Annotated in this window: 13 protein-coding genes; 6 read left to right on the top strand and 7 right to left on the bottom strand. The window is 61.8% G+C overall.

All coding sequences use genetic code 11. The features are described 5' to 3' along the window. Nucleotides 1–52 precede the first annotated feature (52 nt). Nucleotides 53–481: a phage holin family protein gene (locus AC1DD7_RS13865; RefSeq protein ID WP_431117092.1), complete on the top strand. Its 429-nt coding sequence runs from the start codon at nucleotides 53–55 to the stop codon at nucleotides 479–481. 63 nt (nucleotides 482–544) lie between these two features. On the opposite strand, the gene AC1DD7_RS13860 is transcribed toward AC1DD7_RS13865, so the two are convergent. Next, on the bottom strand, nucleotides 545–1,885 hold the full coding sequence (locus tag AC1DD7_RS13860) for a hypothetical protein (RefSeq protein ID WP_477515436.1): 1,341 nt from the start codon (nucleotides 1,883–1,885) through the stop codon (nucleotides 545–547). Then, entirely contained in the window at nucleotides 1,885–2,196 is a 312-nt protein-coding gene (locus tag AC1DD7_RS13855; RefSeq protein ID WP_431117094.1) for a hypothetical protein, read from the bottom strand. Before AC1DD7_RS13855 ends, AC1DD7_RS13860 begins: the two co-directional genes overlap by 1 nt. A 166-nt stretch (nucleotides 2,197–2,362) precedes the next feature. Between AC1DD7_RS13855 and purB the strand changes: the two genes are divergently transcribed. From purB to AC1DD7_RS13835, 4 genes are all read left to right on the top strand, one after another. Beyond that, nucleotides 2,363–3,769, top strand: coding sequence for an adenylosuccinate lyase (purB, locus tag AC1DD7_RS13850; RefSeq protein ID WP_477515435.1), 1,407 nt, complete (start codon nucleotides 2,363–2,365; stop codon nucleotides 3,767–3,769). A 222-nt stretch (nucleotides 3,770–3,991) separates the two neighbouring features. Beyond that, entirely contained in the window at nucleotides 3,992–4,648 is a 657-nt protein-coding gene (locus AC1DD7_RS13845) for a histidine phosphatase family protein (protein ID WP_477515434.1), read from the top strand. A gap of 170 nt (nucleotides 4,649–4,818) precedes the next feature. Next, nucleotides 4,819–5,322, top strand: coding sequence for a GNAT family N-acetyltransferase (locus AC1DD7_RS13840; protein ID WP_431117097.1), 504 nt, complete (start codon nucleotides 4,819–4,821; stop codon nucleotides 5,320–5,322). A 75-nt stretch (nucleotides 5,323–5,397) separates the two neighbouring features. Continuing rightward, on the top strand, nucleotides 5,398–5,832 hold the full coding sequence (locus AC1DD7_RS13835; RefSeq protein ID WP_224093181.1) for an acyl-CoA thioesterase: 435 nt from the start codon (nucleotides 5,398–5,400) through the stop codon (nucleotides 5,830–5,832). 113 nt (nucleotides 5,833–5,945) lie between these two features. Here AC1DD7_RS13835 and AC1DD7_RS13830 read toward each other — a convergent pair whose 3' ends face one another. The 5 genes from AC1DD7_RS13830 to AC1DD7_RS13810 form a co-directional block, all read right to left on the bottom strand. After that, a complete protein-coding gene (locus AC1DD7_RS13830) occupies nucleotides 5,946–6,695 on the bottom strand; it encodes an SDR family oxidoreductase (protein ID WP_477515433.1) in 750 nt (249 codons plus the stop codon). A 78-nt stretch (nucleotides 6,696–6,773) separates the two neighbouring features. Beyond that, entirely contained in the window at nucleotides 6,774–8,114 is a 1,341-nt protein-coding gene (locus tag AC1DD7_RS13825; protein WP_477515432.1) for an MFS transporter, read from the bottom strand. Nucleotides 8,115–8,169: 55 nt separating this feature from the next. Beyond that, on the bottom strand, nucleotides 8,170–9,183 hold the full coding sequence (locus AC1DD7_RS13820) for a 5-oxoprolinase subunit C family protein (protein ID WP_477515431.1): 1,014 nt from the start codon (nucleotides 9,181–9,183) through the stop codon (nucleotides 8,170–8,172). Next, entirely contained in the window at nucleotides 9,180–9,932 is a 753-nt protein-coding gene (locus AC1DD7_RS13815; RefSeq protein WP_477515430.1) for a 5-oxoprolinase subunit B family protein, read from the bottom strand. Before AC1DD7_RS13815 ends, AC1DD7_RS13820 begins: the two co-directional genes overlap by 4 nt. 1 nt (nucleotide 9,933) lies before the next feature. Continuing rightward, nucleotides 9,934–10,722, bottom strand: a complete 789-nt coding sequence (locus AC1DD7_RS13810) for a LamB/YcsF family protein (protein ID WP_477515429.1) — start codon at nucleotides 10,720–10,722, stop codon at nucleotides 9,934–9,936. A 295-nt stretch (nucleotides 10,723–11,017) separates the two neighbouring features. Here AC1DD7_RS13810 and AC1DD7_RS13805 point away from each other — a divergent pair, with 295 nt between their 5' ends. Then, entirely contained in the window at nucleotides 11,018–11,962 is a 945-nt protein-coding gene (locus AC1DD7_RS13805; protein WP_431117103.1) for a LysR substrate-binding domain-containing protein, read from the top strand. Nucleotides 11,963–12,094 lie beyond the last annotated feature (132 nt).

The following is a 12,094-nucleotide window of genomic DNA, read 5'->3' as shown; positions in this document are numbered from 1 at the left end:
CTCACTAGTGAAGTCCCAGCCGAGCCACAGACGAGTGTGAAAGCATGGGCGCATGGGTTCATTCATCGTTCGCGTCCTGATCAACGGCCTGGCTCTCTGGATCGCCAGCTGGCTGTTGGAGGGACTGGAGATCTCTTCCTCTGCCACCGCAAGGGCGGCAGCCAACGCGGGGATCACTGAAGGCGCGGACGCAGCAGGCATCGTCTTGGCCTATCTCTTCATCGGTCTGATTTTTGGAGTGGTCAACGCGTTCGTGCGCCCACTTGTGAAGATTCTGTCCCTCCCCGTGACGATCCTGACACTGGGGTTGTTTACGATCATCATCAATGCGGCAATGCTTTACCTGACGGCGTGGCTGAGCAGCTTTACGCCTGTGCACCTCACCATTGACTCGTTCTTCTGGACAGCCATCCTCGCCTCGATCATCATCAGCATCATCAGCCTGGTTGCCGGCCTGATCCCGGGGGCCCGGAAACGCTAGATGCAGTTCCCGCCGCTGGCGCTGTTCTCACTGTTGGCGCTGCAGGCGCCGTAAACGCTTCACTTAACGCGCTCCGGCCACGGATCTTGTCTCTGGAAGATTGGGGTTGTGCAGGCTCGGCCTCTTGTCCGGCAAGGGTGACCGTTCCAGTTTGAAGTGAGTCACCTTCGCCATGCCTCCCACACCAACAACACCCGCGAACACTGCTGTAGAAGCTGCAAGGGAGGCATCCTTACTCGCCGTCACCAATTCGGCGCCCGCGGCGTAGTTGTCCAGTCGGTGACCGGGACCCAGGCCGTGGTCTTCCCCCTCTGGCGTTTTGACTTCATTGTTCAGCGTTACCGTAACCCTGTCCTTGGTATCCGGGTTCACCCCGCCATCCGCACCCGCGACGGCGTCCTGGATGTGCTCCAGGTGCAACGCAGCAATTCCGGGTTCGGAGCTAATACCGCCAACTGGAGCCCCAGCCGTCAGGACATACCTGAGGTCGAATTCGCTGAGGAATGCCTTGTTCTGGCTGAGGTTCATGGCGTGCGCGCCACCTTGGCTGTGCCCGACTGCTACCACCTCGTCACCGGCTTCAGCGCCGGCTTCCCTCAACGCCTGACGAATGGCTGGCACGACTTCTTCAGAGTCGTAACCGATCGCTTCACCAACACCCGGTATGTCGAAGGGATTTGTAACCGGTGCTTTGGGTTGTGTTCCCGGAATCAACACCATCCACGACGACGAGCCATCGTGGTCGAGCTGGATAATCTCAATTTCTCCATCGTCCCGGGCATGGAGTTTCTCGAGCCGCCGGATGCTCTGTGCCATGGATGGGTCCACTTGCTCGATCGACTCGTCCATCTTCTCGATGTTCACCGGGCGCGGCCTCAGTGCTGGAACCAGGGGTGATTCCAGCAGTCCCCGCATGATGTCCCGCGCCTCCATACCTGGCGGAATGATGGTTGTGACCACATTGTGCATCATGTCCCGGCCAGGTACCCAGGGGATACCTGACATCTTCATCTCTTCAAACCTCAACATCCGCGGGAATTGGTTTTTGGCCTCTGTTTGCAGGTAATCGTGATGACTGGAGCGCACACTGGCGCTGACACCAACCAATTCCTGACGCACCCTGCCTACGTCTTGACCGCTTTCAGCCACCGCATCGATTGCGGCACACCCCGAGGCGTACGAGTCGAAGAGGTAGGGCCCCAAATCAGCCTGCACCCGACGGGTTACTTCTTCCACACCAATCAACTGCTGGACCAAGTCATCAAGGAGTGCGGCTCCACGCAGGAGCTCTTCCAACTGGCAGGACATTCCGCCCACTCCCCCACGGATGCTGAGGATCCCATCCGGGGCCGGGGCCTTAGGTTGAGGGGCTGACCCCGCACCAACAGGAGCAACATCAGCCATCAGTGCCCCCTCCCATCGGAGACGGCGACGTTCTGCGAATGACGGAGAACCGAGGCGGCTGCATCTTCCAGCGATTCCCGTGCCCGCATTAACGCCGATGCGTGAAGGGCAATAGTTGTCCTGTAAGCACTTCCGGCCGGAGACTGCCACTCTTCCAACTGGGTCCGCCGCAAGGATGCCAGCACAGCATCCGTCTGATCCACGGAGGCCTTAATTCGCCAAGCGAGCCTCTGGACTTCGTGGCTGCGCGAGGCGCACTCCAGGGGATCGAAGGTGGGTGGGTTGGCTGCAGGCATCAAGCCGACGCTCATGTCCGTGTACTCCATTGATTGTTCTGCTGATCGGTAGGTACGACGCTACGGAGCCGGGGAACCGGGCGGAAGCGCCGCCGTCGGCTATGTGGATAACGCGGGCGGCTGTCCACATAGCCACGTCACCAACTCGGGCGCCTCCGCGGAACATGAAAGAATAGGCCCCATGGCTGAATCCCCTCGCGTGTCCCTCGCTTCCGAACCCCTCGCCCTCGGCGCCCTCGATGGCCGGTACCGTGCCGCCGTCGCGCCCCTCGTTGACTACTTGTCCGAGGCTGCATTGAACCGCGATCGCGTTCACGTTGAGGTTGAGTGGCTGATCCACCTGACCAGCCAGTCGGTGCTGCCCGGCGCGGGTCCCCTGACGGACGAGCAGGTTTCGCAGCTCCGTGCCATCGTCACCGAATTCAACGCCGCATCGGTCAACGAACTCGCCGAGATCGAGGCCGTCACCGTCCACGACGTCAAGGCAGTGGAGTACTACATCGGCCGCCGCCTGCCCGCAATTGGCATCGAAAACCTGACAGCCATGGTCCACTTCGGCTGCACGTCAGAGGACATCAACAACCTCTCTTACGCCGTTGGTATCAAGGGCGCCGTAGAGGACGTGTGGCTCCCCAACGCCACCGCACTGGTCCAGCAGATCGAGGCCATGGCCGAAGCCAACCGCTCCGTGCCCATGCTGTCCCGCACCCACGGCCAGCCCGCCACGCCCACCACACTCGGCAAGGAACTGGCGGTCATCGCGCACCGCCTGAACCGCCAGCTGGCGCGGATCGCCAAGACTGAATACCTCGGCAAGATCAACGGTGCCACGGGCACCTACGCGGCACACGTTGCTTCCGTCCCGAGTGCCGACTGGGAAGCTGTTGCCAAGACCTTCGTCGAAGGACTGGGCCTCACCTGGAACCCGCTCACCACGCAGATCGAAAGCCATGATTGGCAGGCAGAGCTCTACGCCGATATTGCCCGCTTCAACCGCATCCTGCACAACGTCTGCACGGACATCTGGAGCTACATCTCCATCGGCTACTTCCGCCAGATTCCCGTTGCTGGTGCCACCGGATCCTCCACCATGCCGCACAAGGTCAATCCGATCCGCTTCGAAAACGCCGAGGCCAACCTGGAAATCTCCAACGGCCTGCTGGACACCCTTGGCGCAACGCTGGTTACTTCCCGCTGGCAGCGCGACCTCACGGACTCCTCCTCACAGCGCAACATCGGCGTCGCCTTTGGTCACTCCCTGCTGGCAATCTCCAATGTCGCCAAGGGCCTTAAGGCCCTCGACGTCGCCGAGGAAGTCCTCGCGGGCGACCTCGACACCAACTGGGAAGTCCTGGGCGAAGCCATCCAGATGGTCATGCGAGCCGAAGCCATTGCCGGCGTGGAAGGCATGGAAAACCCCTACGAGCGCCTGAAGGACCTCACCCGGGGCCAGCGCGTAGATGGCGCCCGGATGCAGGAGTTCGTGCAGGGGCTCGGCCTCTCCGCCGACGCCGAAGCCCGCCTGCTCGCCCTCACCCCGGGCAAGTACACCGGTATCGCTGACAAATTGGTGGACCACCTGAAGTAGCAACAAACGCTCGACGACGGCGGGCCGGGGCTTGGTGCCTCGGCCTGCCGTCGGCGTCTAACGGGCTGTCGTCTGCACAACCCACCGCCGTCATTCGCCCCGCGGCCCGTCCCTAACCCGCCGACGTCGACTAAATCAGCACAGGTAGTCAACACGGCCTTTAAGCTGATGAGACCGACCCAGCGGAATCAGAACAGCTACGACGTAAGGAGCGGAGCACCCATGAAGCTCCTACTGATCAGGCACGGACAGACCCCCGGCAACGTTGCGGGCCAACTGGATACGGCCTTTCCTGGCCCGGGATTGACGGAACTCGGCGAGCGGCAAGCAGCCGCCCTGCCAGAGGCTCTGGCAGACGAGTCCATTCAGGCGCTCTACACTTCCACGCTTCTCCGGACCCAGCGGACGGTGATACCGCTCGCCGCCGCCACGGGACTGGAACCGGAAATCCTGGACGGCGTCCACGAGATCGAGGCCGGTGCGCTGGAGAAGAAGACGGATCATGAGTCGCACCTGCGCTACATGGGCACGGTGTTCGCTTGGTCTGACGGCGATCTCGACGTTCGCATGCCGGGCGCCTTCAACGGCCATGACTTCTTTGCCCGCTTCGATGCCTCTGTGGAAAAGGTTGCGGCGGCAGGACATTCGACGGCGGCCATCGTCAGCCACGGTGCCGCAATCCGCTGCTGGGCGGGCCGCAGGGCAGAGGACATCGACACGCTCTTCGCTGAGACCCATCAATTGCCCAATACCGGAATCGTGGCGCTGGAAGGTGATCCCGAATCAGGATGGCGCGTGCTGCACTGGGACCAGATTCCCGTGGGTGGGCTCGCCTTGGCAGACCAGACGGCCGAGGACCCAACAGGCGAGGCGTTGTGACGCCTGCTTTGCGCGCCAAATTGCCGCGAGAACGCGCAGAGCAGGCCCCGCAACGCAGGAAATTCAGCAATTCTCCCGAAGCTTACGCGCAGGAAACACGGCGGTAACCGCAGCTTCCTAGGCTTAAGACGCATAAACACCTCAGCGAAACCAAGCGAAATGAGGCATCGATGCAGACCAACCCCCGGCTCAACATCCGGCAGGTCACCTGGGCGAACCCGGTAGGCGCTGACCTCCGCGCCGCGCAACAGGCTGAACTGGACGCACGGTTCGGGACCACGGATCACGAACCCGGTCCCCCGCCCACCGAAGCTGACACTGCGGTTTTCGTTGTGGCTTACGAGAAATCCTCCGGACAACCGCTCGGATGCGGCGGCCTGAGGATGTTGGACGAGAACACAGCTGAGATCAAGCGACTGTACGTGGTTCCCTACGCGCGGGGATCAGGAGTCGCGAGCTCCATCCTGGCTGCACTCGAAGCCCAGGCCCACTCCCACGGCTTCAGTGTGATCGCAGCTGAGGCAGGATCAGCGCAGTCTGATGGACGGAGCTTCTATGTAAGCGCCGGATTCGCCGAAATTCCCAATTTTGGACCGTACGTCGGCGTAAATGGGTCTTACTGCTACTCCAAGCGGATCAATTCCCACAGCGCCTCCCACACGGCGATGGCCTAACCAACCGACAAACAGCAGCACTCAACCGTCGCGCAACATCAAGCACACGCTGCGGTAGTCAGATAATCTCGGAAAATGGAAAAAGCAGACATCACCTTCCGCACGCGCAAATGGGTGCGGCCCGAGGACCTCAATGCCAACGGCACACTCTTCGGTGGAAGCCTGCTGAAGTGGATCGATGAAGAGGCAGCGATCTACGCCATCCTTCAATTGGGCAATGGCCGCGCGGTCACCAAGTACATCTCCGAAATCAACTTCGTGAGTTCAGCCGTTCAGGGCGACCTCATCGAAATGGGACTGACGGCCAAACGCTTTGGCCGCACGTCTTTGACCATGCGCGCCGAGGTCCGGAACATGATCACCCGGCAGAGCATCCTGACCATCGAGGAGATCGTGTTCGTGAACATGGGCGCTGATGGCCGCCCGCAGCCCCACGGCTACACGGAAATCACGTATGACCGGGACCGCATCCCCACCCACCACCTGACAGAAACCCTGCACGAGGACTGAACCACGCGCCGTCGGGCGTTACTGGTTAAACGGGTGCTGGCGGCCGCGAAAACGCGGCCGCCAGCTTGTATTTCCGGTGACGGGAGTGATGTCACCGGAATCTGGGGGGCGCTTTAGCGCCGGTCAAACGTGAGGCCGCCGGGCACCTGGAATGTGGGCATCAGTTCCAGCATGCCGACGTTCACATGTCGGGGCGTTTCGATAGCGTAGTCCAAGGCGTTCACGATGTCGTCCGTGGTCAGGGACTCGTAGCCCTCGTAGTACGTCTTCCAGGCTTCATCCATGGCCTCGGGGGTCCCGCCCATGTTGCGGCCGAAGATTTCTGTCTCCACCCGTCCCGGGCAGATCTCGGTGACCCGGATCCGCTTGCCCACCGTGTCGTTGCGAAGCTGCCGGGAGACCTGGTGCACAGCAGCCTTGGTCGCGTGGTAGACGGTGTGTCCATAGAAGTTGTAGGTGCCGGCGATCGAACTGATGTTGATAACGTGGCCGAGGTCCCGCTCCACCATTCCCGGCAGTACAAGGCGGGTGAGCTGAAGCAGGCCGCGGAGATTGACGTCCACCAGTTCGTCAATATCCTCTTCGGACGAGTCCAGGATGTTCCCCGGCCGGGAAACCCCGGCGCAGTTCACCAGGACGTCCACGTTGAGGCCATTCACGACGGCGGCCAGCGCGGCTGTGTCGGTCAGGTCCACTACGTGCGGGATCGCTCCGGTACGGTCGGCCAATTCGGCAAGGCGTTCCTCGTTGCGGGCCACAGCGTGAACAGTCAAGCCGCGCTTGGCAAGTCGTTCGGCAATGGCTGCACCCATTCCGGTTGACGCGCCGGTGACGAGAGCGGTGGTGTAGTCGGAAAAAGTCATTGGGTTCTCCAGGTGGGGAATCGGTGGCGCTTCTGCGTCCGGCCGGGCCGGACGCAGAAGCCCGAAGGTCAGTATTTGCTAAGCGTCGCGGAGCGGCTCGTGGGCGCGGTCCTTGACCGTGCTGACGGCGATGAGCGTCCCGAGTGCCGTGATTACTGCGTAGAAGGCCGGCATGTAGATGTTGCCCGTGCTGCTGATCAGCCAGGTCATGAGCAGCGGAGCCGTGCCGCCGAAGAGTGCCGACGAGATGTTGTAGCCCAGGCCGTATGCCGAATATCGGACCCGGGTGGGGAACAGTTCCACGATCAGGATGTGGATGACTGCGGTGTGTCCAGCGAAGACGATCGCCATAATGCAGGCTCCGAGGATGGCAAGGCCCATTTCACCGGTGGCTATGAGCGCGTACGACGGGATTCCGAGGGCTGCCATGGCGATTGCGGAACCGGCGATAACCTTCTTGCGTCCCACGCGGTCCGACAGCGCCCCCATGAACGGGATCGCGATGCAGATGACAACAAGGCTGCAGGCAGTCACCAGGAGCGCCCCGCCGATGGTGAAGTTCAGCTGCTTGCCCTTGAGGAACGTGGGCATGTAGGAGAACAGGACGTAGTAGCCGGAGCCGTTCATGAGCGGGATGAAGAGGGCCAGGAGCATGGCACGGCGGTGCTCGGCGGACTTGAAGGCTTCCTTCAGCGGGTTCTTGGAGAGTCCGCCCTCTTCCTTGAGCTTTACGAAGTTGGGGGTATCGGCAATGGCCTTGCGGATGTACCAGCCGATGATGCCCATGGGGATGGCGACGAGGAACGGGATGCGCCATGCGAAGGAGCCGAAGCCACCAGCGTCAATGGCTGCCTGCGTGAGCCATGGGGACATGGAAAACGCCACCAGCGTACCGGTGAGCAGTGCTGCGAAGGAGGCGATCTGGGCGTACGAGGTGATGATGCCGCGCTTGCCCTCAGGGGCGTGCTCAGCGAGGAAGGTCATGGCGCCGGCAGCCTCGCCGCCCACCGAGAAGCCCTGAAGAAGACGCAGGAGGACAAGCAGAATCGGAGCCGCAACACCGATGGCCGCGAATGGCGGCAAGAGGCCGATGCCAGCGGTGGCAACACTTATCAGGAGGATCACAAAGACCAGGAGCTTTTGCCTGCCGATCCGGTCTCCGAGGTAGCCACAAACAACAGCGCCGAGGGGTCGCACGAAGAACGAAACGGCGTATCCAGCGAACACGAAGAGCAGGGCGTTGTCCGGGTTACCCGGTGCCAGGAAGACGAGCGCCAGCGTGCCCGCCATAAAGGCGAAAATGCCGTTGTCGTACAGTTCCACGAAGATGCCAACGCAACCGGCGGTGACAACTTTGCGGGTTTGGCGGCCCGTGAGCCGCTCATGCTGCGTGGGCGCAGCGTTGGTGCTTGCGGTCATGACTTTTCCTTACTAGATGAGCGTAGCAACGCCTACTGGTATGACGACAGGGTCTTTAGCTGCATGCCGCAACTGGTAGGTCCTGCCACTGGGGACGGCATCCGATGCCGAGGAGTCCGAAGACGGTGTTGACGGATTCGCGGAGGGTTTCAAGCTGCGCCCGCGAGCGCCGATGGGCGGCAGTTGCTTCTGCCACTGTGGTTTTCCGAAAACGGACTTTGTCCCCCGGCCGTGCTTGGGCCAGGACATCCAGTCCGGTGCTGGTTACTACTGCGAGTACGGGATACCCGGCGGTGACGCCGCGTCCCCGGTGCAGCACCAGCAGTTCTTCCCTTGAAGGAACCTCGACGGCGCCCACAGGCACTCCGCGGGAAAGGACCTCTCCGGTGGAGGTTCTTTCCGGAAGGTCTCCGCCAAGTCGCAGGCCGATATGGTTGCTGCGGCCGCTGACGGTGTACTCCGAGGTGAAGAGCAGTTCACCGGATTCGCCAAACTCGGCGATGTCCGGTCCGTCGGTCACATCGACCGACAGATCTGATCCCATGGTTGGCCGTTCAAGGCCCAACCGGAAAAGGGGGAGGTCGAAGTAAGGCTGGCGCACCGGGCCCACGCTCCGACGGGTGGGAAGGCTGGTACCTTCCTTGAGCTGGAGTCCAAAGCCCACCACGGTGTCCGGGGCTACACTGCCAAGCAGCGTGTCTGCCTCGATGGAACCATGGATAGCGAGGTAGGCGCGCAGTCCGCTATTAAGTCGACGAATGGACACTGATTCTCCCGCCCTCACTGACACCGGTTCCCATTGGCTCGATGGGCGACCGGCGACGGTGAGCGTGAGCGGGGTTCCGGTAACGGCGATCAGGATGTCAGTGGTGGCTTTCATGCGGAAGTCGAGGGCTGTGATCTCGATCAGCGCATCGTTGTCCAGATTGCCCACCAAAATGTTGGCCGCTCGGGCTGAGTACTGGTCCAAAGCTCCATTGACCGGCAGCCCGAAACGGGGGCCGCGTGTACGTCCGAGGTCCGTGACCACCGCGTTACCGGGCTGCTGGATGAGGATTCCGCCGTTCATGGCCGCACTCCGGACCCCGAGGGAGCCAGTTCCAGCGGCTCCAATTCCAAGCCCGCGTAGTGGTTGAAGTCCTCGGGATGGATCTCCCGGAAACGCAGGATGTCGCCCGGCTTGTACGGGACCAACGGTTCCCGGCGGATATTCAGGACTGACAAGGGGGTTTGGCCAATGACGCACCAGCCGCCGGGGGCCACAGCCGGAGCGATGACGGCTTGGCGGCCGGCGACTGCAACAGCACCTGCCGGAACACTCAGCCTGGGATCCTTGAGGCGGGGTACGGGCTTGGGGAACGCGGGTCCGTCCATCATGGGCGAGCCTGCAGGCGCACCCAGGCAACGAACCGTGTATGTCTTTTCGGTGTGTAGCCGGATGACTTCCTCAGTATCAATCCCCTGATACTGCGCAACGCGCTCCAGGTCCGGGCCGTAGTGGCCGCCATAGACCACGGGAACATCGAACTCGCGGGGAGCCGTTGCGGTTTCGCCCGTACGTCCAATTTCAAGCAGTCCGAGTTTCACGAATGCCCGCATCTGGCGGGCGGAAACCAGGATCGGATCGAATTCAACCAGCACCGAATCGTATGTAGGAACCGCCCCGTGAAGGCCCTCGGCGCCGCAGCTTTCCAACCAGTCTGCCAGGCGGTGAACGGTCAGCCAGTTGTCTTCGCTGGCCTGGGAGATAGCTACCACGCGCAGTGCGGAGTCTCCGGATTCGTAGATCTCGGTGGGAGCCGCTGTGAGCACTGGCATGTCAGGCCGCCTTCCTCTTGGCGTCCATGACCTCGGCGAGCGGGGCGACGCGGACACCTGCGGAGATGAGCTCCGAGCGGATTAAGCGGGCGAGTTTTACGGCACCGGGGTTGTCCCCGTGCAGGAGGACGGTGTCGACGTCGATCGTCATGTCCACGCCGTTGGCGCAGCGGATCTTGCCCTCAATCACCATGCGGAGGGTCCGCTCAACAATCTCGGCAGAATCGTGGAGCACGGCACCGGGCTGGCTGCGGGGAACCAACGTGCCGTCCTCCTGGTAAGCGCGATCCACGATGCCAACAATGGCCACGTCCAGTCCGGCGGCACGGGCGGCGGTGGCCAGCTCGCCTTCCTGCGCCACCACAATGAGTTCGTTATCCACCCGCGCTGCCGCCTCAGCAACAGCCCGGGCGTAATCGGGGCGTACGGCCACCAAGTTGCCGAGCCGGCCGTGGGGCGCGAGGTGGGTGACCTTGGTGCCGTGGAACGCGGCGAAACCGTTGAGCGCACCCAGCTGGTAGAGGACGTCGTTCTGTACTTCGCTGGCGGAGAGGCCCATATCGCGCCGGCCGAAACCTCGCAGGTCCGGGAAGCTCGGATGTGCACCGATGCCAACCCCACGGCGAACACATTCAGCAACAGTGGTTGCCATAATGTCCGGATCACCGGCGTGGAACCCGCACGCAATATTGGCACTTGTGACGATCTCCAGGAGGTCGGAGTCGTCGCCAATGGTATAGGCGCCAAATCCCTCTCCGAGATCCGCTACAAGATCAATTGTCGGGTTCACGTGATTCTCTTTCCGTGGTTGTCATTACGCATGGGGAAAATGGCAGCGTCTCCGCAGGCGATAAATTGAATTCGGGGGAATTCCCTGCGACTTCTACAATCCACATCGCGGCCTGAAGTTCTTCCAAAAGTCTCGCACCGCCCAACGACGTTGCACAAAGACCTAATAGCTATCCCGTAATAGCTCTCCGTTATGACGTGCACCACCCTGTACTGTGGCGTGGGTCCCAGTGCTGCCAGATAGAATTTCCCCATGGCATGCCACCCGGGGACGTGGCCCCTCCAGGAAGGCAGACATGGATACGCGCAAACTCGCATACTTCGTGCAAATCGTTGACTCCGGGAGCATCACCAAGGCAGCTGCTGCCCTCCATGTTGCCCAGCCGGCCCTCAGTCAGCAGGTGTCTGCACTCGAAAACGACCTCAAGCAGCGTCTGCTGATCCGCAGCAAGCAAGGCGTTGAACCCACCGCGGCGGGACACACCCTCTATCGCCACGCCCAGTCGATCCTGCGCCTGGTTGAACAAGCCCGGCAGGACGTGGCCTCCTCAGGCGCCGCCCCCTCCGGCAGGGTCTCCATCGCGATCGCGCCCTACAGTATGGCGTCGAGCCTCACGCCCAGGATCATCAGCGAAGTCGGCCGACGCTACCCGGACATCGTGCTCCACTTGACCGAAATTTTCGGCGGTGTCCTGAGCGAGGCCATCAAGAACGGACGCCTCGACATGGCGCTGATCTATGAGCCGGGAAAGATCCGGGGCGTGCAATTTACCACCATGATCGTCGAAGACCTCCACCTGGTGGTCCATCCCGACGTGGATGTCAACCACGGCAAGGACACGGTCACTCTTGCGGAAGCGAGCACGGTGGGGCTGTTCCTTCCGGAGAAGAACCACACCTTGCGCCAAATCATCGAGAAGGGCCTGGCCGACCAGGATCTGCGGCTCCGCCTCGTGGGGGAAGTGGAGTCCGTCCCCTCCCTGACCCGGCTTATCCGCGCCAACCTGGGTGGCACCGTGCTGCCGAAGTCAGCCGCCGACGCCCTCTTCCCGGATCAGGACTTCAAAGTGCTGCGGATCGTGGAGCCCGGGCTGCAAAGCAAAATCGCCCTCTGCACCCCGGACCACGAGCCACTGTCCGAGGCAGCGTCGGCGGTGCTCTTGGTGGTCAAGGAGATGCTGCATCAACAACTCATCAGCAAGTACGGCACCGACCCCGTGCAGTTGCCGGCCCATCCATAACAAACACTTATCCGGACAGACAGCTTTGGTCTTATTCAGCAGCGTTTTAATTTCCTAGTATCGAATTAGCAAGAAATTCGAAAGCAGCTCACGGATTCCGCGGGCAAGTTCAAAGGAAATAACGGTGAAAAG

Source organism: Paenarthrobacter sp. 10L412 (genome assembly GCF_056395565.1).
Note: the sequence above shows the minus strand (reverse complement) of the source record. Positions and strands in the feature narration are given on the sequence as shown.